18 protein-coding genes are annotated in these 20,502 nt (G+C 42.9%); 5 read left to right on the top strand and 13 right to left on the bottom strand.

Annotated features, from left to right (window positions below; genetic code table 11):
• Positions 1-111: 111 nt before the first annotated feature.
• Positions 112-1,833, bottom strand: coding sequence for an alpha-keto acid decarboxylase family protein (locus Aso01_RS04630; RefSeq protein ID WP_004936440.1), 1,722 nt, complete (start codon positions 1,831-1,833; stop codon positions 112-114).
• Positions 1,834-1,965: 132 nt separating this feature from the next.
• On the opposite strand from Aso01_RS04630, the gene Aso01_RS04635 reads away from it, so the two are divergent.
• Positions 1,966-2,451: an Lrp/AsnC family transcriptional regulator gene (locus Aso01_RS04635; RefSeq protein ID WP_004936439.1), complete on the top strand. Its 486-nt coding sequence runs from the start codon at positions 1,966-1,968 to the stop codon at positions 2,449-2,451.
• 107 nt (positions 2,452-2,558) lie between these two features.
• On the opposite strand, the gene Aso01_RS04640 is transcribed toward Aso01_RS04635, so the two are convergent.
• Positions 2,559-4,091, bottom strand: a complete 1,533-nt coding sequence (locus Aso01_RS04640) for a pyridoxal phosphate-dependent decarboxylase family protein (protein WP_004936435.1) — start codon at positions 4,089-4,091, stop codon at positions 2,559-2,561.
• 3 nt (positions 4,092-4,094) lie between these two features.
• Positions 4,095-5,468 (bottom strand): diaminobutyrate--2-oxoglutarate transaminase, encoded by a 1,374-nt coding sequence (locus Aso01_RS04645; protein ID WP_004936432.1) that lies wholly within the window; start codon positions 5,466-5,468, stop codon positions 4,095-4,097.
• 475 nt (positions 5,469-5,943) lie between these two features.
• Here Aso01_RS04645 and Aso01_RS04650 point away from each other — a divergent pair, with 475 nt between their 5' ends.
• Positions 5,944-6,648, top strand: a complete 705-nt coding sequence (locus Aso01_RS04650; RefSeq protein ID WP_004936431.1) for an SIMPL domain-containing protein — start codon at positions 5,944-5,946, stop codon at positions 6,646-6,648.
• 73 nt (positions 6,649-6,721) lie between these two features.
• Here the strand turns inward: Aso01_RS04650 and Aso01_RS04655 are convergent, their stop codons facing one another.
• A complete protein-coding gene (locus tag Aso01_RS04655; RefSeq protein ID WP_004936426.1) occupies positions 6,722-7,816 on the bottom strand; it encodes a fatty acid desaturase family protein in 1,095 nt (364 codons plus the stop codon).
• 13 nt (positions 7,817-7,829) lie between these two features.
• Positions 7,830-8,891 carry a ferredoxin reductase gene (locus Aso01_RS04660; RefSeq protein WP_004936424.1) on the bottom strand — a complete coding sequence of 354 codons (1,062 nt, stop codon included), beginning with the start codon at positions 8,889-8,891 and terminating at the stop codon, positions 7,830-7,832.
• Between the two features lie 142 nt (positions 8,892-9,033).
• Here Aso01_RS04660 and fabR point away from each other — a divergent pair, with 142 nt between their 5' ends.
• Both fabR and dps read left to right on the top strand, forming a co-directional pair.
• Positions 9,034-9,726: an HTH-type transcriptional repressor FabR gene (gene fabR, locus Aso01_RS04665; RefSeq protein WP_004936421.1), complete on the top strand. Its 693-nt coding sequence runs from the start codon at positions 9,034-9,036 to the stop codon at positions 9,724-9,726.
• Positions 9,727-9,884: 158 nt separating this feature from the next.
• A complete protein-coding gene (dps, locus tag Aso01_RS04670) occupies positions 9,885-10,391 on the top strand; it encodes a DNA starvation/stationary phase protection protein Dps (protein ID WP_004936417.1) in 507 nt (168 codons plus the stop codon).
• A gap of 65 nt (positions 10,392-10,456) precedes the next feature.
• On the opposite strand, the gene rapA is transcribed toward dps, so the two are convergent.
• From rapA to Aso01_RS04705, 7 genes are all read right to left on the bottom strand, one after another.
• Complete coding sequence (gene rapA / locus Aso01_RS04675; RefSeq protein WP_004936414.1) at positions 10,457-13,294, bottom strand: RNA polymerase-associated protein RapA; 2,838 nt, start codon at positions 13,292-13,294, stop codon at positions 10,457-10,459.
• A gap of 141 nt (positions 13,295-13,435) precedes the next feature.
• Entirely contained in the window at positions 13,436-14,080 is a 645-nt protein-coding gene (locus Aso01_RS04680; protein WP_004936410.1) for an RluA family pseudouridine synthase, read from the bottom strand.
• Between the two features lie 140 nt (positions 14,081-14,220).
• Positions 14,221-14,640 carry a GlcG/HbpS family heme-binding protein gene (locus Aso01_RS04685; protein WP_004936407.1) on the bottom strand — a complete coding sequence of 140 codons (420 nt, stop codon included), beginning with the start codon at positions 14,638-14,640 and terminating at the stop codon, positions 14,221-14,223.
• A gap of 51 nt (positions 14,641-14,691) precedes the next feature.
• Positions 14,692-15,990: a glutamate-1-semialdehyde 2,1-aminomutase gene (gene hemL, locus Aso01_RS04690; RefSeq protein ID WP_004936403.1), complete on the bottom strand. Its 1,299-nt coding sequence runs from the start codon at positions 15,988-15,990 to the stop codon at positions 14,692-14,694.
• Positions 15,991-16,019: 29 nt separating this feature from the next.
• A complete protein-coding gene (gene thiE / locus Aso01_RS04695; protein WP_004936400.1) occupies positions 16,020-16,655 on the bottom strand; it encodes a thiamine phosphate synthase in 636 nt (211 codons plus the stop codon).
• Positions 16,656-16,781: 126 nt separating this feature from the next.
• Positions 16,782-17,537: an OmpW/AlkL family protein gene (locus tag Aso01_RS04700; RefSeq protein WP_004936397.1), complete on the bottom strand. Its 756-nt coding sequence runs from the start codon at positions 17,535-17,537 to the stop codon at positions 16,782-16,784.
• A gap of 156 nt (positions 17,538-17,693) precedes the next feature.
• On the bottom strand, positions 17,694-18,074 hold the full coding sequence (locus tag Aso01_RS04705; protein WP_004936396.1) for an Mpo1-like protein: 381 nt from the start codon (positions 18,072-18,074) through the stop codon (positions 17,694-17,696).
• Positions 18,075-18,304: 230 nt separating this feature from the next.
• Between Aso01_RS04705 and Aso01_RS04710 the strand changes: the two genes are divergently transcribed.
• Positions 18,305-19,774 carry a CYTH and CHAD domain-containing protein gene (locus Aso01_RS04710; RefSeq protein WP_004936393.1) on the top strand — a complete coding sequence of 490 codons (1,470 nt, stop codon included), beginning with the start codon at positions 18,305-18,307 and terminating at the stop codon, positions 19,772-19,774.
• 21 nt (positions 19,775-19,795) lie between these two features.
• Here Aso01_RS04710 and Aso01_RS04715 read toward each other — a convergent pair whose 3' ends face one another.
• A complete protein-coding gene (locus Aso01_RS04715) occupies positions 19,796-20,428 on the bottom strand; it encodes a hypothetical protein (protein ID WP_004936392.1) in 633 nt (210 codons plus the stop codon).
• Positions 20,429-20,502: the final 74 nt, after the last annotated feature.

Below are 20,502 nucleotides of genomic sequence, written 5' to 3' on the forward strand. Positions count from 1 at the left end.
TTACGATGTGAATTTGAATAATAAAGTTCTTATGAATATCCTTTAAACGATTGAACTCAATAAAAAAAGACACTGTGGTGATTGGTTATCGCACAGTGTCCCGATAGTCTTTTATTTATAGGTGCCGACCGGGCTGAGTATATCGGCGGTCTTTGGTTTGAGTTGTTGATAGCTATAATGACCATAATCGTATTGCGCCACTACATCGGCAAATTTGGTCAGACTGGCTGGTGCATCCATGACAGGAAGTTTAAGCTCAATCAGCGCCAACGTTTGGCTCGACTCAAGCTGATCCAGTACTGTATGCAACTGCCCTAGTGTCTCGACGATATGTGTGCTGTAGGCATCTGCTCCATTAAACACCCGCATTACTTCGGTATAGTTCCAGTTTTGGATATCGTTATACGATGATTTTTCGCCGAGAATTAAACGCTCAATGGTATACCCCCCGTTATTTAAAACAAAAATAATTGGTTTGAGTTTTTGACGTACTATTGTGGACAGCTCTTGTACAGTTAACTGGATTGAACCATCACCAATAAATAAAATATGGCGGCGTTTTGGCTGGGCTAGCATACTGCCCAGTAACGCAGGTAATGTATAGCCGATTGATCCCCAGATTGGCTGCGCAATATAATCAGCAGTCGCGGGTAAACAAATACCAGAAATAGAGGAATTGGAAGTGCCAACCTCTCCTATAATCACATCATTGGCTTTGAAAAAGCCTGACATCGCACGCCATAGCGCAGCTTGAGCCAGCGAATCTTGCTCTGAATATTCTGGCGCTTGAACCAAGGGAACTGAACAACTCTTTGGTTCACGTTCACGGGTTTTTAATTGCTGTAATAATGCAGTTAAAAATTCAGCGATTTCAATTCCGGCAAAGTTACGATCATAAATCGTCAGATCGTATTGTTTTAAATCAATGTAGCGATCTTTGCGAATCTGATGTGAAAAAAAGCCAGTCCCAACATCGCTAAAACGCGCACCAATTCCAATCAGGCAGTCGGACTGCTCAATGATCTCTTTAGTTTTGGGTTGGCTTGCACTTCCAGCATAAATTCCTGCATACAAATCTGATGACTCATCAATTACATTTTTTGCGGTACAAAGACACGCGTAAGGAATATTGTATTTTTCCGCAATTTGAGCCAAAACTTTACCTAAACCATACACCTTGGCGGTTTGATCGATCAGAAATGCTGGACGTTTGGCCGAATAAAGCTCAGCACAAAACTCATTTAATGCCAGTTCTAAAAGCTGCGGATCACTTTTTGGAATGCGTTTATCGAGTGGCTTTGCATCAACATCAATTTTGATATGAGTGATATCGGAAGGTAACTGAATATAGACTGGACGGCGCGAGATCAAACACTGTTTGAGCACACGATCAATTTCAAAAGCTGCATTTTCTGGAGTAAGACGGGTTTGTGCAACAGTAAACTCTTTCATGCAGTTCATAATATTGTCGTAATTACCATCAACCAAGGTGTGATGAATTAACTCCCCTCGATTGACTGCATGCAGAGGCGGAATGCCTGAAATCAAGATCACAGGGACATTTTCAGCATAAGCACCAGCAATGCCATTGATTGCACTTAAATCACCCACACCATAAGTGGTCACAAGAGCAGCCACACCATTACTACGCGCGTAACCATCTGCCGCATAGGCGGCATTTAGCTCATTACAGTTTCCAATAAATTCTAGCGATGTATCTTCTTCGATTTGTTCTAGATACGACAGGTTGAAATCTCCGGGTAATCCGAATATATGATCTATTCCTAACTCGCTTAAACGTTGATTTAAAAATTGTCCAATCTCGATAAACATTGTTCTTCTCCTTGATACTATTTTTTTGTCTCTATAAAAATAATAGGTGATCGACTCACTGATCTTCATGCATAATGGATACTAATTTTTATAAAAACGCACATTTTGTGTATCAAAAAAGGATTTGATGCAATGGATAAATTTGATTGGAAAATCATCAGTGCTTTACAGAAAAATGGACGGTTAACAAATCAGGAGATTGGTGATCTGATCGGGTTATCGGCATCGCAGTGCTCACGTCGCCGGCAAATACTTGAACAAAAAGGGATTATTTTAGGCTATACCGCGCGTATCGATCAGCAAGCTGTGGGGCTAGAAGTCACAGCGATGGTGCATATCAATTTGAGAATTCATGAAGCCAAATCTCAAATCACTTTTCTCGAGATGATCGAACATGAAGAAAAAATTCATGATTCTTTTTCTATCAGCGGTGATGCCGATTACATTTTAAAAGTCGTGGCAGAAAATCTTGAAGATCTTTCTAATTTTGTGACCGAGCGACTCCTGACTTGTGAAGCAATCGGGCATATCAAAACTTATATCGTGCTAAAAAAAGTGAAGGAACAGAATCAGTATTTAGGAAAAAATAAACGTCAGACTAGTCCACTGGCAGTTTAAGTCAATGTGTTAAAATCTTGCGTTGAAGATCATGTGCTAAAAATCTTGAGCTGCAAAGATTGGCGTAAAAAAACCCAGTCTAAACTGGGTTTTTTGATACGCATCGATTAATCAATTGCTGGAACATATGTACCTGAAGCAATTGCATCTTTAATGCGATCTGCTTCTTGCAATACAAATGACAAAAGATTTTGAACGTTTTCGAGTGTCGCAACCGGGCTTAACGTGGTCATTTTGAGCGACTGCACCTGACCCACTTTGGTCACACCAATATTGGCATCACCACGCGCAAACAATTCATCTGCAACGTTTTGGTTCAGGGTATCAAGCAACTCAACCGGATAACCTTGCGGTACAACACGGAACAGTACAGATGCAAATTGTGGCTCAACCAACAACTCTAGGCCGTCAGTTGCCTTGATATAATCTGCCACTTCACGCGTCAGTTTTATACCATGATCAATCATAGAACCATAAAGTTCTTCACCAAGTGCCTCAATGGTCATCCAAAGCTTCAATGCATCGAAGCGACGCGTCGTTTGCAAAGACTTCGACACAAGGTTGGGTACACCATGCTCTTCATCATAAGCTGAGTTTAAATACTCCGCTTCATAATGCATAAAGCGATAGTTGGCTTCATCTTTGAGCAAGAATGCGCCACAGCTGATGCTTTGGAAATAATGCTTATGGAAATCGAGCGTGATTGAATCAGACAATTCAATTCCAGCCAACATCTCGCGATAGTCGTTCGACAAAATCAGTGCACCACCCCATGCCGCATCGATATGCATCCACGCGCCATATTTTGTGGTGATGTCACGGATTTCTTTCAGCGGATCAATTGCACCAGCATCAGTTGTGCCTGCTGTTGCCACCACACACGCCACGATTTTGCCTTCGGCTTGCAAATGCGCCATGGTTTTTTCCAGCGCATCGACATCCATCTGAGCAAGCTCATTGACAGGCACCGTGACTACTGACTGAAAGCCCATGCCCATCATCGCCATGTTCTTTTGCACAGAAAAATGTGCATTTTCAGAACAAATGACTTTGATGTTACGCATTGCTTCGGCAGGAATACCATCACGCTGAACAGACCACGGCTGACCATTTTCGTCTGTAAAGTTTTTAGCAATTGCCCAGTCACGCGCCAGTAGCACACCCATCAGGTTCGATTGCGTGCCACCTGAGGTGAATACGCCAGCTTGACCTGATCCGTAGCCTACTTTTTTACGCAACCAATCAATCAACTGAACTTCCATCAATGAACCCGCTGGGCTTTGATCCCATGAGTCCATCGATTGGTTGGTTGCATTGATCAAGACTTCTGCAATCTGGCTGGTCACCATTGTTGGACAATGTAAATGTGCCAACGAATACGGATGATGTACTTTCAAGCTCTTATTTAAGAAAAGCTCAACCATGCGTTCAAGAGACTGATGTAAACCCAATCCGTCTTTAGATGGATTAAAGGCAATTGCCGAACGCAATTCCTTGATACTTCCACCTGTATACATCTTGTCGTTTTGTAGCCATGCTGCAACAGCTTTTACAGCGTCGTCCATTGCTGACTGATAGTCAGCAATGGATGCAGCATCGTTACAGAGCAACGCTTTACGGTGTTCTGCAAAATCAACCATGGATTATTCGCCTCGAACTGCTTTGAGTGCATCCGCCAATGCTTTTTTGAAGCGTTCAATGACTTGAACACATTCATCTTGATTGATAATCAGCGGGCAAAGTAAACGGATCACAGTACCGTTACGACCACCTTTTTCAAGCAGTAACTTATGGTTAAAACATGCAGTTTGAATCGCTGCGGCCAATTGTGCATCGGCAGGCAATGAACCCATATGATCTGCTGGTTTACGCTCGTCGACAATCTCGACACCCACCATCAAACCACGGCCACGTACGTTACCGATACATGGGAATTCTTGTGCCAGCTTTTTCAGCTCTGCTTGTAGAAATTCACCACGCTCATGTGCATTTTGAGCAAGCTTGTCATTTTTGATGGTATCTAAAACAACCAAGCCTGTACCCATTGCTAACTGGTTACCACGGAATGTTCCAGTATGACCAGCCGGTTGCCATGCATCGAATTTGCGCTTGATACCGAGTACAGCAAGCGGTAAACCACCACCCACTGCTTTAGACATCACCACAACATCAGGCTCGATCCCTGCGTGTTCGAATGCAAACATTTTACCTGAGCGGCCAAAGCCTGCTTGAACTTCATCTAAAATCAATACGATGTTGTGACGCTCAGTCACTTCACGGATTTTTTGCAACCATTTTACTGGTGCAGTCACCACGCCGCCTTCACCTTGAATTGCTTCAAGAATGACAGCTGCAGGCTTGGTTACGCCGCTTTCAACATCTTCAATAAAGTTTTCGAAGTAGTAAGTGAGTGCATCGACACCCGCTTCACCACCTAAACCAAGTGGGCAACGATATTCATGCGGATACGGCATGAACTGCACGCCCGGCATTAAATTATTCACTGCATTTTTTGCACTTAAGTTACCAGTCATTGCAAGTGAACCATGGGTCATACCATGGTAGCCACCTGAAAAACTGATCACTGAACTGCGACCTGTATAGGTTTTCGCAAGTTTGATTGCTGCTTCAGTGGCATCTGCACCAGATGGACCACAGAACTGTAAGCAATATTCTTCTTTTCCACCTGGTAGAAAAGACAGCAATGCTTCAGTAAATGCATCTTTCAAAGGAGTTGTAAGATCCAAAGTATGCAATGGCAGACCACTTGCTAGCGTGTCTTGAATACTTTGAATAACAGCAGGGTGATTATGACCAAGAGCCAATGTCCCTGCCCCCGCTAAACAATCGAGGTATTGTGTACCTTCAACATCTGTAACCCAGCAACCTTGTGCACGAGCTATCGCAAGAGGTAACTTGCGCGGATAGCTACGAACATTTGATTCCATCTGACTTTGGCGAGTCAGGTAATATTCGTTGGTGGAATTGGTGGCAGGATTTACGGAATTAACGCTCATATCGGATTACCATCTCAGATAAGGGTTGAAAGAAATAAGTCTGGTGACTTGCGGTCCTTTGACTCGGTGCTTGTAGGATTCTAGTAAAACAGCGATTGCTTTTATGATACTAGGAGGGCGATGATACCCTTTTTTATATAAAAATAAAGACCTTTTGGCCTTTAATTTCATATAACTTGTCCAAAAAAAACGATCGTGTTTTTCCTTGCCTAAATTATCATCATACTATGTGACACCCTAAAGAAAACCCGCTTTTTTTTTCATCTAGAGTGTGATTTGTGTTTTTTTGAACTCTCGATATAAACCCTAACATTAAGCCTATGTATTTAAATAGAATTTATATCAATTAAAATTGCAAAATGATGCAAAGTATTACAAACTCACCACAAAAGCTTCTCAAAAAATATGAAACTAATTACTAAGATGTTTTCTAAGTAAAAAATAATTTTTACAACATACATTTTAAGGAATTTATATGCGTACTTTAGCACTCTCAGCCTTGCTTCTTACAGGAACAATTTCGGGTTATGTTTCAGCGGCTGAACCTGAGGCTTTAAATTATAATGTCATCAATATTCAGTCAGATGCATCACGCCAAGTTTCAAATGATCAAATGCATGCCGTGCTATTTATTGAACGTAGTAACAAACAGCCAGCAGCACTGTCTACGCAAATTACACAAGCCATGAATCAAGGCTTAGCGATTGCGCGTAAATATCCACAAGTTAAGGTAGAAACAGGCACACAAACCACGTATCCAGTTTATGATAACGACAGCAGTAAGTTTAAAGAATGGCGTGGGCGCGCCGAAATCCGTCTTGAAAGCAAAGACTTTAAGGCAACCAGTCAGCTGATTTCTGAACTACAGCAAAACTTTCAAACTGAATCGATCAATTTCACTGTTTCCGATGAACAACGTAAAAAAGTTGAAAATGAGCTGATGATTGAAGCATCGAAGGGCTTTCAACAACGTGCACAAATGGTGAGTCAGGCATGGAACAAATCAGGATATAACCTTGTTAATCTTAACCTGAACACCAGTAATTACGTGCCACAACCGATGATGATGCGTGCAAGCTTAGCCAAATTTTCAAATGCCGAAGCCGCACCTGCTCAAGATGTGGCCGCTGGAGAGTCAAAAATTACCGTAAATGCCAATGGTTCAATTCAATTGAAATAATCACTGTAATTACTCTAAATCAAAAAAAGCATGCCAGATTGATCTGGCATGCTTTTTTTTTACGATTAAACCATTACTTTTTAAATGGAAACGCGTATTTCACGATACGTCCCAATACCTGACCATATTGTTTAAGCAGGCTGGCATTGTTGTAGTTAAGTCCATACTTTTTACATACAGCCTCGACTTTAGGTGCCATCTGACGATAACGACGTGCCGGAATATCTGGAAATAAGTGATGTTCAATCTGGTGGCTCAAGTGCCCAGTCAAAATATGAAACGCTTCTGAACCCGTCAAATTAGACGATCCACGAATCTGACGCATATACCAGTGACCACGGCTTTCGTCTTTCAGTACTGTTTTTGGAAATACTTCTACATCTTTAGTGAAGTGACCACAAAAAATAATACTAAAAGTCCAGACATTTCGCATACCGTTTGCCACCAGATTGCCTGTAAAGACTGGCAATGCCGCTGGGCCTGCAATCAATGGAAAAAACACATAGTCTTTAAACAATTGCTTGCCAATTTTCTTTTGTGTTGGTTTCCATTCCTCGACAAACTGTTTCCACGTTTTACGCTTATAAATGAGTTTACCAATTTCAAGATTTTGAATGGCCACGCCCCACTGAAACAACAGGCAGAACGGAATACTATAAATCGGTTGCAACAAAAATCCGGGTTTCCAGCGTTGCTCTGGGAATAAACGCAATAAACCATAACCGATATCATCATCAATGCCTTTGATATTGGTGTATGTATGATGCTTAAAATTATGCGTCTGACGCCAGTTATCTGCTGTACCTACAGTGTCCCATTCATATGTCTGACCATTGAATTTCGGGTCATTCATCCAGTCGTATTGACCATGCATGACATTATGACCGAGCTCCATGTTTTCCATAATTTTAGAAAAGCCTAGCAAGCCTGTACCTAAAATCCATGCTGGTGGGAACCAGCCTGCAAATAAACAGGCACGCCCAAGCACACTGCTGTAACGAATCGCGGAATAGACACGACGGATATAACGTGCGTCTTTTTCACCAATATCATCCAAAACATCTTGTTTAATTTGGTCAAGTTCTTTCGCAAATGCCTCAAGTTCAGCGGCGGTTAATTCTCTGTTTTTTGGATTTTTAAAAAATTCTAGTTTAACGGGTGCATTCATGGGAGTACTCACATTAAAGATCAATAACAAGATCAGATTTTGCTGAATTTACGCAAATTTTAAGCAAATTGTTTGGCTCAGCATTTTCGCTGGCATTGAGCAAGTTTTTGGTGGCGCCTGTCGCTTTTTGACATGCACATTTGTTGCAAATTCCCATACGGCAACCATAAGTTGGTTTCACATTCGCCTGTTCGAGCCCAGCCAGAATCGACTGACCTTTCGGAATAGCAACGGTCTTATTGGATTGAGTGAGCGTTACATTGATAAAGCCTGTTTCACTGGTATCAATGGCACTCATACTGAATGCTTCGCTCATAAATACCTGTGCATGACCAAACAAGTCTTCGGCTGTTGCCACAAATCCTGAAGGACCACATGCATAAACTGTCGATTGATCAAGATCATCAATTGCAGCAAGATGAGTCACATTTAAACGCGAATCATGCTCCTGATCTTGGGTATAAAATACATGAAATTTAAATAATGGATATTGTGCTGCCAATGCTTCAAATACATTTAAGAATGCAGCATCTTCGTGTCGCTTTACCCAGTACATCAAATCGACTGGCGTGTGCTGAAGCTGACTTTTGACCTGCATACCTTCAATCAAGCTCAACATTGGGGTAATACCGCTTCCCGCTGCAAGCATCACCACGCGTGACTGAGCAGGTATAAGCATATCACCAAAAGGTTGGCCCAGCTCGATCACCTGCCCCACCTGGCTATCCTCGACCAACCAGCGGCTTACTATGCCATCAGCCACTTTTTTTACTGTCAGTACAAGGGTGTTGTCGCGCTCGGTCAAACTATAGTTACGCTCATAAAGACGGCCCTGCACCTTCACGCGAACAGGATGATGCTGTCCTGGCTGGCCAAGATTCACATGGCGGTTTGGCTCGAGTGTCAACGACACTGTATCAGCTGCAACGTTCTCTTTACGCACAATTTTTGCAAGAGCACGATGTGTAGACCAGATAGGATTGATTTTTTGAAGCCAGAAATCAGTCGCATGCGGGTCGAACACTGATTCGGTCAGTGAGCGTAAGAGTGTGTTTCTCTTGGAGATAGATTGCATGTTGATACTACTCGATGTGTCGCTTTTTTAATTATTATACACCTGTATATAAATTTGTATATACAGTTGTCCTTTTATTTACGTTTCAAATCGTAAGCTGCTGTGGTTATAATGAGATGAACTTACCAAACTCTTGCAAAATATGGCGTCAACTTCTCTTTCTCACGTGCTCGACAATCCTTCTCACAATCCCGAGATTTTTGAGAAAGCGCCAATTCGTACTGTGGGTCGTAAGGCAACCATCACCAAAGAAGAGTTATTTCAAGCCGCGCTGAACTTAATTGGCCCTGAAAAAAGTATATCGTCTTTAAGCTTAAGAGAAGTTGCACGCGAAGCTGGCATTGCACCCAATAGTTTTTATCGTCATTTTAGAGATATCGATGAACTGGCAATCGATTTGATTAATCGTGCTGGGTTAGTGTTGCGCCAGATCATTCGTGAGTCACGCCTGCAAGCATCAAAGCAAAACAGCATTATCCGTAGCTCTGTTGAGGTGTTTATTCAGCAGCTCGATGCAGATGAAGGCAATTTAAGCTTGCTGCTTCGTGAAGCATATACTGGCTCAAAATCTTATAAAGAAGCAGTTGAGCGGCAGCTCAATTTTTTCCAGCAAGAACTGCAAGAAGACTTGATCCGTCTTGAACGGCTCAATCATAGCCGTTTGTCACACCCCGATCTTGTGTCACGTGCCATCACCCAACTGGTGTTTACCATGGGTGCCAAAGTGCTTGACTTACCAATCGATGAACGAACAGCAATGGCTGAACAAACCATGATTATGATTCGTATGATTTTAGAAGGTGCAAGACACCTCGATGAAGCCAAAATACGTTAAGTGTGATGTCACAGGATGTGACGCTTTATTTATCGAACTTATACAAAAACTTTAAAAATCAAAACATTTCAGTGCGTATTTATCCATTAACCTAATGAAGTGTTTTTCGTAATCGACTTTCGAGTCGGTTGATACTTTATAACAAAAAGAGGTTTTTCATGGCTAAGTCAACAAGCAAAGTACTTAAAGTATATACCCGCAACAACCTAGATGCAGCGGTTAAAGAATCTACAGTAAAAATCTTGAACCAGATTCTGGCTAACCTGATCGACCTTTCTCTCATCACCAAACAAGCGCACTGGAACATGCGCGGCAGTAACTTTATTGCCGTTCACGAAATGCTTGATACATTCAGAACGTCACTCATTACCCATCTAGACAACGTTGCAGAACGTTCGGTACAGATTGGCGGTACTGCTTACGGAACCACACAAGCTGTTTCCCAAACGTCGCACCTTAAGGCGTATCCAGTTGAAATCCACGATGTACAAGATCACTTGAAAGAACTTGCAGATCGCTATGGCGTAGTGGCGAACCACCTACGTGATACCATCGAAGAAATCAAAGATCCAATTTCTGAAGACATCATTCATGCTGCGCTTGAAGATCTAGACCAGTATTTATGGTTCCTCGAAGCCAACATTGAGCAAGATCAAACCACCTAATTTAGGTCGTATAAAAAATGGGAGCATTTGCTCCCATTTTTACTGTCCAACATTTTGGTTGATGCTTATGGTTTTACCACAACCATCACCTGAATCGCATTGGGTGTCAACGAAATTTCTTCGAGCAAACTAATTCCTTCTTTTTGCAGTTTGACCAGTCGATCAATTTCGTCTTGACGAATGCTCGGATTGAATTGCTGCAAGTAAGTCAAACGGTCAATTTCGTATTGCCATTTTTGGCTATAGTGCTGTTTGGCCTGCTCTTTGAGTTTTGGCAACTCTTCTTTGGCAGATCCAAGTGCCTGCGTATAACGCTCCTCAATCACGTCACGACGTGCCTTAACAACCTGACGGCAGCTATTGCCATCGAGGTGATGCAAATACGGACGTAAAATAGCCGGATCAATTTTTTCAGACAAGTCTTGTCCTGTTTCACTCAACAGCACGCGCACCAATTGCTTTGGTAGGCTCGCTTGCAAGTTCAGTGATTTAGGAGCCACAACGTCTATTTTAAACCAGACTTCAAGCAAGATTGTTCCTTGCTTCAAGGCATTCGATTTAAGCAACGCCACATTGGTACTACCAAATGATTGCGTATTGATCATTTCCATGACGCTTTCGATAAACGGATGCTCAAGTGTCAGATACTGTGCATCTTCACGAATTTGCGCTTGGTCACGGTAAAAGGTTGCCGTCATGCCATCTTCGTCTAAGGTCAGACCTTGTACCTGCATCTGGTCAGTTGGTTTAATAATCACCGTACCGTTACTTTGTTCATCAAAATCGATATTGGTTGACGACATGAAACGCTTCATAAACATCGGGAGCGTGGTGTTGTCGTCGTAATCTTCGAGTGCTTGAACAATTTTTTGTGCCACAACAGGTCGACATGAGTTGTACTCAAGTAAACGATCTCGACCAGCTTGCAATTCATTTTCAAGCGCCTGACGCTGAACATTCACTTCTTCAAGCAAATCTTCAAACTTTTGCCCTAAATCTGCCAGCAAACACTCTTTTAAGTCCACAATGAAGTTTTCTTGTAAGGTTTGTGCCGTTGGCGAAATACTACTGAAAATATTGAGCGCTTCGTTGTACCAGCGGAACATGCGTTCTTGTGCTGTTCCAATCAAATAAGGAACATGAATCTGAATCCGGTTTTCTTGTCCAATTCGATCTAAACGACCAATACGCTGCTCGAGTACATCCGGGTTGGCCGGTAAATCAAATAAAATCAAATCGCTGGCAAATTGGAAGTTACGACCTTCAGAACCAATTTCAGAGCAAAGTAAAATCTGGGCACCATAGCTTTCTTCAGCAAAATACGCTGCCGCCTGATCGCGCTCAAGCAAGCTCATTCCTTCATGGAACATTGCCGTGCGAATACCCGCATGTAAGCGCAATGCACTTTCTAGCGCTTCGACCACTGGGCCACTACGTGCAATCAGTAATACTTTTTTGTGTTTTAAATCTTTTTTCAAGATCTCCATGAGCCATGGCACACGCGGATCGGTTTGCATCCATGCACCATCGAGCTGACCTTCTTCAGGCCACATTTGCTCACGTAATTTACCGTCGAGCGACCAATCGGCTGGTGCCTCCAATGCCGCAGGCTGGCAATCACGCCCTGGAAAGCCCTGAATTGCTTCACGGGTATTACGGAACAAAATACGTCCAGTTCCGTGGCGGTCGAGTAACTCATGAATGGCACGGTAGCGTTGCTCTGGAATATCGTCAATCCGATGTCCGAGCAAGCTTTCAATTGCACCGATATGCGCTTCAGCCAGTGGCTCATCCGACATCAATACCTCAGCCACTTTCGCGGTTTGTTGATACTGCTCTTCTTCGTCTAGGAAGCGGTCTAAGCTGCTAAAGCGCTGTGGATCTAATAAACGCAAACGTGCGAAGTGACTTTCCACACCCAATTGTTCAGGGGTTGCGGTGAGTAACAAGACACCCGGCGTTTGCTCTGCAAGCTCTTCAATCAGGTCGTAACGATCGTTACCCCCTTCTTCTTCGCTCCACATCAGATGATGTGCTTCATCGACCACCAACAAATCAAAACCAGCTTCAAGCGCCTGTTCTCTGAGGTCATCATGGTCAATCATTAAATCGACGCTGGCGATAATGCATTGCTCGGTCAAGAACGGATTAAGCTCTGGGTCGTGTTCTTTTATAGAAGCAGTACGGGTCAGATCAAACAAGGAAAATTGCAAATTGAAACGGCGACGCATTTCAATCATCCACTGATACTGCAATGAATCTGGCACCAAAATCAAGATACGCTCGGCACGACCAGTTTTTAACTGCTGATGGATAATCAAGCCTGCTTCAATGGTTTTACCGAGGCCGACTTCGTCTGCCAATAATACGCGCGGCGCAAAACGTTGTCCCACTTCATGGGCAATATAAAGCTGATGCGGAATCAGCCCAACACGCGCACCAATCAAACCACGCAATGGACTGCTGTGCATATGCGCTTGTAAACGCAATGCTTCAATACGCAGGTCATACCATTCTTTATAATCGATTTGGCTGGCCAGTAAACGATCGAGTGGTTTAGAAAGCTGAATGTGAGCACCAATACGGGTTTCGTTTAAGGCTTTACGTTCTGCTTCGCCATTTGCAAGGGTACGCATCACGTTATAGCGCAACACACCATTACGATCTTCGATCGATTCGACTTGCCACTTGGCGCCTTCTTGGTCTTGAACTTCATCGTTTACATTGAAGACAATCCGAGATAAAGGAGCATTGTTGCGTGCATAGACACGCGTTTCATCACTTTTAGGAAATAATATGCTGATAGAGCGCTCATCAACATCAATTAAAACACCTAAGCCGAGTTCAGTTTCCGTGTCTGACAACCAACGTTGACCAATAGCAAACTGCTGCAATTTTTCCACCTTTATCTCAAGTTATCACTACATTTTACGCTGGCCATAAAAATGAATGGCAGTCGTTTTGTGTAGTCTTTACGCAATGTATTTTGACATAAAGCTCATCAAAAAAAATGAACTTTTAACGAATGTTGTAGGGTTTTCACATTAAAACGGAACGGGACAATGAAAGCTCATCAACTCGTCAGTTTTTGGATGATAAAAACTTAATTGCTCTGCATGCAGACACAAACGTGGCATCAATTGCTGATGCACAAGTTCTGCATAGAGGGTATCTCCTACAATAGGATGCCCCAGATATTGCATGTGTACGCGCAGCTGATGCGAACGCCCTGTGATCGGTTTGAGCTTCACACGTGTCACCGCAACGCCATCAATCTCCAGATGCTCCATCACTTCCCAATCGGTGAGCGCTGGTTTTTTAAAATCTGGATCTGCAATATGCAATGGCGGACGTGCTGGATCATACACCACGGGAACACTGATCTGCCCTTTTCCGTGAAGCTCACCTACCACAAGGGCTTGATAAGTTTTACCGGTTTGACGAGACTGGAACTGCTTTGAAATGGCACTTTGTGCCGCTTTATTCAATGCAAAAACCAAAATCCCGGAGGTATCGCGATCTAGACGATGAATAAGTAATGTTTTGGGTTCGATTTCGACTAAGCGCGTGAGTAAACTATCGAATAATGCGTCGCCTTTCCCCGGAACACTGAGTATGCCTGCTGGTTTATGGACAACCATGAAATCTTCATCGCGATGGATCAGGTGATCAGTGAGAAAATTACTCAATGTTTTCTTCCAGAGGTGATGTAAAAATCAGCCGGCAATAATAAAAAGCTTGGCTTGGAAATACAATGCATATCTGTCGTTTTTCAGCAACTTTTTCATAAATTAGCGCTTGATTTTAGCAGATTAGCGACTTTCAAGCATTAGCTCTCTATCTGGGCAAGTAATTGCGCAATTGCATATTGTGCAATTTCAGCATCTTGATAAGACTTTACGCCAGAAATTCCAATCGCGCCCACCAAATCGTTCAAATAAAGAATCGGCTCACCACCTTCAAGTTGGCCTTTAAAGGTATCAACTGTTAAAAAGCCCATTTGACCATTACGAATCAGATCTTCAAAAGCTTTGGTCGGACGGCGGCTTAAGGCTGAAGCTTTGGCCTTTTCAAGGCTTAAACCTGCCGTGAGTGCAGATGCTCCATCCATACGCTTCATGAGCAACAGTGCACCGGCATCATCGACAATAGCAATACTGACCTTAAACTGATGCTCTTGTGCATATTTGATTGCGGCATCGACCAGAATTTCGGCATCATCCAGTGTCAGGTAATGTTTCGTTTTCATCAGGTTTACTCCAATAAAAAAGCCCGAAACCGGGCTTTTTAGATACATCAATTATTTCATTTCGGCAAACGTTTCTTTGGCAGCCTGAAGCGTAAATTCGATATCTTCATCGCTATGCGCAGCAGAGATAAAGCCAGCCTCAAAAGCAGACGGTGCTAAATTTACGCCACGCTCAAGCATACCGTGGAAAAATTGTTTGAATGCACCAATGTCGCAAGCCAGCATCGAATCGAAACTGGTGATATCTTCTTGATCTGTAAAATACAAACCAAACATACCACCGGCTTGCTGGGTTTTAAACGGAATGCCTGCCTCATCTGCCGCTGCCTGTAAACCACTTAACAGTTTCTCAAGCTTTTTAAACAGATTATTGTAAAAATCTGGCTGACGAAGATGCTTAAACATGGCAATTCCGGCACGCATGGCCAACGGATTACCAGACAAGGTACCCGCTTGGTACACACCACCAAGTGGTGCGATACATTCCATGATTTCACGCTTTCCGCCAAAAGCACCCACAGGCAAACCTGCACCGATGATTTTACCCAAAGTGGTTAAATCCGGTTTAACATTGTATGCAGCTTGGGCACCACCCAGCGAAACACGAAAACCCGTCATGACTTCATCGATAATAAATACTGCGCCATATTGATCGCAGACATCACGAATCGCCTGTAAGAAACCCTCAATTGGTGTCACCAGATTCATGTTACCAGCAACAGGCTCAACAATCACTCCAGCAATTTCATGGCCAAACTTGGCAAAACATTCTTTTAAGGCTTCAATATTATTATACGGAAGCGTTAGGGTATGCTTTGCAAAATCGACTGGCACACCTTTTGAGGTCGGTTCACCTTCACCGAGTGTGAGTAAACCAGAACCCGCCTTAACCAACAATGAATCGGAATGACCGTGGTAACAGCCTTCAAATTTAACAATCTTGTCACGTCCGGTGTAACCACGCGCCAGACGGATTGCCGTCATGGTCGCCTCTGTACCTGAGTTGGTCATACGAACCATCTCAATCGACGGCATGATATCGCAAATAATATCGGCTAAAGTAGTTTCATGTACAGTTGGTGCACCAAAGCTCAAACCATCTAATGCCGCAGTTTGTACGGCTTGAATAATATCTGGATGCGCGTGACCCAAGATCATTGGCCCCCACGAACCCACATAATCGACATAACGCTTGTCGTCTTCATCCCAAAGATATGCACCTTGTGCTTTTTTAATAAACACAGGCGTTCCGCCAACGCCATTAAACGCACGAACTGGCGAGTTGACTCCACCTGGAATATGTTTACTGGCTTGCTCAAACAATTGCACTTGCTTTGGAGATAAACGCATGAATACTCTCGATGATTAATAAAATTTGACTATGAATTTACAGCAGATGACGGCGCTGCAAATAAAGCAGCCCATGCTTGAATACGCGCTGGAATATCCTGAACGGGTCGACCTAATATATCACTAATCACCGCGCACAGGTCAGCTCCCTGCTCAATCACCACCTGCGCATTTTCAACCGTTAAGCCGCCAATGGCACAAATTGGCACATCAAACTGCTGGCGTGCCTGCCGAATCACTTCAATACCGACATTGCCCGCTTCAGGCTTGGTTGAGGTGGCGTAGATCGCACCGAATGCCACATAGGTTGCACCATCTTGAATGGCTTTTTCTGCAAGCGCCAAGGAGTTCAGACAAGTACGACCAATAATCACGCCTTGCGGTAATTTCTGTGTAGCATCTGAAATTTCACCATCAGATTGCCCCAGATGTACGCCCAGACCATAGCGAACCGCCAGATCAAGATCATCGTTGATCACAAACGGTACATGATATGCTTCGCACAAGACTTTAATTTGTTCTACTTCAAAATATTGATCGGTTTTGGCAACCTTTTTTCGGCGGTATTGCAAAATAGCGATATGACCAGTCGATAATGCAATTTCCAGTTTATCCAATAACAACTCAAGCGGATCATCATTGGTAATAAGGTATAAACCGCGCATGAACTTCGTTCTCAACTGTACTGACCTGTAAAGTATAGCAAATTTGCTTTCATTGATTTTTTTTATACGTGTATTTTCGTAATAAAAAACCCCGAATTATTCGGGGTTTTTTAAAGCCGTGATGACTTAGAAGCGGTAACCTAGACCAAGATAAGTCACAATCGGGTTAATTTCGATTTTGCTTGAACCTTGAACCAAAGTTGCGTTCGATGCATTGCTGACGATATCGAGATTTGCATGCGTGCTGAGGTGTACATAGCTGACAGAAGCCGTTGCAAACCAGTTAGGCGTGATATTGTAATCTGCACCAACGAAAGCGACTGGTGCGACTGTGTCGTCGATATCTACACTGCGAATGCTACCACCAAGAAGCGCAATTTTAGCATTTACTTCAGGATTCAATTTAAAATCACGGAAGCTGGCATACATAAAGCCCGCACCCACATATGGACGGAACTTATTGTTGATATCGCCAAATGTGTATTTACCTGTCAATACTGGGCTATAAACTTTTACATCACCGACTTTGCTAAAGCTCTCGAGGTCTAAACGATCCCCTAGCAGTTTCCCTTTACCTTGAATATCTACTTTAGGTGGCACGCCCAAGATCAAACCAACGGTTACGTTGTCATTTACCAAATAATCAAGTTTGAATTCTGCTGTGTCTGCATTGTCTAACTCAAAACCAGCACTGCTTGTAAAACCTGATGGAATTAATGGAAAGTTACTATTTGACTGGACACCTTGCTTAGTGCCTTGTGGCATAATGTGCGCCCAACCTGCCGAAACAGCATATGATTTACCATCTGAGGTTGCTGCGTGTGCGCCAAAACTTGTAACAATCAATGCAAGTGGTAAAAGTGCTGTTGTTAATTTTTTCATCAAAAAATGTCCTATTTTATTGAATCTAAAGGCCAAGGCATCCCAGCCCTACAGATAATCTTGATATTAGAAGAAATACATGAAAGATCAACTAGAAAACTCAAAATTTCGTAACTGCGTAGTCGTTTAATTCATCAAAAAATCTGTACAACACTTTTAACTGGGAATTTTGTCATGATCACGATGTTTTAAGCTCAATTGCCCTCTGAGTACATCGGCAAACATTTTCCAGTCTGAAATAAAGCTATACAGTGGCTGTTTAAAGCTCGCCGGTTTATTCTTTTCAAATACAAAATGCCCGACCCATGCGCAGGCATAGCCTGAGACCAAACCATAAAGTGCATAGCGCGGCTTGCGCTGACGAATCGCTTTAGCAAAGAAATACAATCCGATTGAACTCCCTGCCACATGCAGCCGTCGGCTAACCATATGACGGTGCTCGGTGAGATAAAAACGATAAAATTCGGAATAATTACGAATGGGAAAGTTGGGTTGCTGAGTCGTAGCTAGCGTGTGCATCTTCACTGGCGCATTCATGAGTAGTGTCCTGAGTTTTTTTATTCAAGATACGCCTTTTCAAAACAAAAATGTAGAAAATCGGATGAAATTTATGCTGTTTTACGCCAACAGTGTAGTGCTAAGCGTGGCAGATCTAAGGTGAAAAGATACGAGCGAATTCAATACAAACATCAAGCGTAGATGGCCACGTTAATGCTATGCTTCATTTAAAGACATGATGAGAATGAACAAGGCGTTGGAGGTGTATCATGATTGAAGTCGAGTTAAAATTTCAGCTTCCAGAAAATAAGAAAAAAAGTGTTTTACAAGCCTTAAAGGCCAAGACCGCAGAAAAAATTCGGCTACAAGCGAAATACTACGATACTCCTGATCGTTTATTGGCACAGCAGCATGTAGCTTTAAGATTGCGCTTGGAAGGTCAGGAATGGGTACAAACCTTTAAAGCATCAGGTAAAACACATCTTGAACGCATTGAATGTGAAGTCAAAATAGGCAAGTCGAATGCTGAGCCAGAAATTGACCTAAGTTTGTTTCAAGCCTATCCAGAGGTGATGCAACGACTTCAAGCTGTACTGGGCGATCAGGTGAAAACGCTTTGCATGCAATTTAAAACAGATGTTCAGCGCACCTACCGCGTGGTTGAGGTTGACGGTACGCATATTGAAATTTGTCTGGATGATGGCGAAGTTTCGACACCAGAGCGAGCTGAAAAAATATGTGAAGTCGAATTTGAACTTAAATCTGGCTCTGCCGAAACGTTGATCTTGTTTACACAAGAGTGGGTGAAAAAATATAAACTTTGGCTCGATGTGAGAAGCAAAGCTGAACGCGGCAATCTGCTCGCGACCAATCAGAAAACCTCGCCAGCCACCAAAGCGAAGGCACTGGTTTTAGATAAAAAAATGTCAAACGATATGGCACTGCGCCAAATGATTGGCAATGCACTTGCACAATTGCTCCCCAATGCTGCATTTATTGCTGAAGATATCGCAGCACCTGAACACATTCATCAAGCACGAGTCGCCATTCGTCGAATGCGAAGCGCGTTAAAAACATTTGGTCGCTGGTCGAGCGATGTAGATACCAGTTGGGAAGCTGCTCTTGGCGATCTTCAGCGCGAACTGGGTGTATCACGTGATCAAGATGTCCTTCGCGATGAGATTTTGCCAAAACTGGTTGAATCGGGTGCACCCTTTAAGAGCCTTCCGAAAGAAAAATACGGTCAGCTCAAGGCGTATCAAACATTTGAAAAACCTGAACATGTGTGTTTATTGCTGCAATTGCTGGCGTTTAGTATTCATAATGACAAATCAAGCAAGAAGAAAAATCTGAAAAAGCAAGCATCAGATACACTTGATCGCTTACTCAAGAAAATTATTCAAGATGCCTCAAAGTTTGCTTCATTGAAAACCGAACAACGCCACCGCCTACGCAAGCGAGCCAAACGATTACGTTACAGCATTGAATTTGTTTCAGGTCTTTATAAGAGCAAAAGAGTTAGCCAGTACTTGAGTCAGCTGCAAAGCATTCAGGAAATTCTGGGGGAGTATAATGATATGCATATGACTGAAACTTACTTTGAAGCGCTGACTACTGAGGACCCCACCTACTGGTTTGCTGTAGGCTGGAGCCGCGGACAACAATCTCAACTGATTAAAGACGCAAGTGAACAACTCGAGCGCTTTCGTCAGCAACCATCTTTTTGGAAGACCAAATAGAGCCTGATTGTTGAGCAAAACCTAACGATACTTTCCAAAAATTTTCCAGACACCATTGTCCGCAATGGGGTCTGAATAACTGTCATTGCGCTGTTTACGCGGCTTGTCTCTTGCATCGATCAGTTTAAAGTGCGGCTCTACACCGAGTACAATGCCATTCATATAAAATCGGGTTCGGGTATAGTCGCTTTGCCCGTGCTGAAACACATAGGTTCTGAGATCGATAAATTCTCGATGTGCCACCAATGCCGCAGTATCATCACTATTGATCCACTCCTGCATCGCCAGTACCTGATCCAGTTCAAAATGACCGCACTTTTGTTGCAAACTCGCTACACCACGAAAAGTTTTTGATTCTTTGGCACGGGTTTTATTGATCCGGATGCGATCTACATGAAAATAAAATAGCGGCAAATTCAAATGACTCGGTAAATGAATCGCATCGATTGTTTCATCTTCCATAAACGGCTGAAATAAACTTTGTGCACGCTCAATAAGTTCTTGCCAATGCTGGTAATAACGCTCGACATCGGCTTGTAAGCCATAATAAATGGGTAAGCCGTCCACCACCTCAAGCGACTGAGGTGGCCAGATATGCTGACGTAACAGATGAATATCCTGTTTGAGATTTTGAACCGCTATGGCATCTTGCATTAATCATCTCGTGCTCTGCTTAGGCTATTTAAGACTATGACAAAGGTTTAGTTTCTGCAAGGGTTTCACGTATA

Source organism: Acinetobacter soli, assembly GCF_000760595.1.
Classification (GTDB): domain Bacteria; phylum Pseudomonadota; class Gammaproteobacteria; order Pseudomonadales; family Moraxellaceae; genus Acinetobacter; species Acinetobacter soli.

What these genes read in the sequence shown, in the direction of transcription:
- fabR (WP_004936421.1), top strand. Translation starts at nt 9,034, where the DNA reads ATGGCGTCAACTTCTCTTTCTCACGTGCTCGACAATCCTTCTCACAAT.
- Aso01_RS04635 (WP_004936439.1), top strand. Translation starts at nt 1,966, where the DNA reads ATGGATAAATTTGATTGGAAAATCATCAGTGCTTTACAGAAAAATGGA.
- Aso01_RS04630 (WP_004936440.1), bottom strand. Translation starts at nt 1,833, where the DNA reads ATGTTTATCGAGATTGGACAATTTTTAAATCAACGTTTAAGCGAGTTA.
- Aso01_RS04710 (WP_004936393.1), top strand. Translation starts at nt 18,305, where the DNA reads ATGATTGAAGTCGAGTTAAAATTTCAGCTTCCAGAAAATAAGAAAAAA.
- Aso01_RS04640 (WP_004936435.1), bottom strand. Translation starts at nt 4,091, where the DNA reads ATGGTTGATTTTGCAGAACACCGTAAAGCGTTGCTCTGTAACGATGCT.
- Aso01_RS04660 (WP_004936424.1), bottom strand. Translation starts at nt 8,891, where the DNA reads ATGCAATCTATCTCCAAGAGAAACACACTCTTACGCTCACTGACCGAA.
- Aso01_RS04700 (WP_004936397.1), bottom strand. Translation starts at nt 17,537, where the DNA reads ATGAAAAAATTAACAACAGCACTTTTACCACTTGCATTGATTGTTACA.
- Aso01_RS04645 (WP_004936432.1), bottom strand. Translation starts at nt 5,468, where the DNA reads ATGAGCGTTAATTCCGTAAATCCTGCCACCAATTCCACCAACGAATAT.
- dps (WP_004936417.1), top strand. Translation starts at nt 9,885, where the DNA reads ATGGCTAAGTCAACAAGCAAAGTACTTAAAGTATATACCCGCAACAAC.
- Aso01_RS04685 (WP_004936407.1), bottom strand. Translation starts at nt 14,640, where the DNA reads ATGAAAACGAAACATTACCTGACACTGGATGATGCCGAAATTCTGGTC.
- Aso01_RS04650 (WP_004936431.1), top strand. Translation starts at nt 5,944, where the DNA reads ATGCGTACTTTAGCACTCTCAGCCTTGCTTCTTACAGGAACAATTTCG.
- Aso01_RS04715 (WP_004936392.1), bottom strand. Translation starts at nt 20,428, where the DNA reads ATGCAAGATGCCATAGCGGTTCAAAATCTCAAACAGGATATTCATCTG.
- hemL (WP_004936403.1), bottom strand. Translation starts at nt 15,990, where the DNA reads ATGCGTTTATCTCCAAAGCAAGTGCAATTGTTTGAGCAAGCCAGTAAA.
- Aso01_RS04655 (WP_004936426.1), bottom strand. Translation starts at nt 7,816, where the DNA reads ATGAATGCACCCGTTAAACTAGAATTTTTTAAAAATCCAAAAAACAGA.
- Aso01_RS04705 (WP_004936396.1), bottom strand. Translation starts at nt 18,074, where the DNA reads ATGAATGCGCCAGTGAAGATGCACACGCTAGCTACGACTCAGCAACCC.
- thiE (WP_004936400.1), bottom strand. Translation starts at nt 16,655, where the DNA reads ATGCGCGGTTTATACCTTATTACCAATGATGATCCGCTTGAGTTGTTA.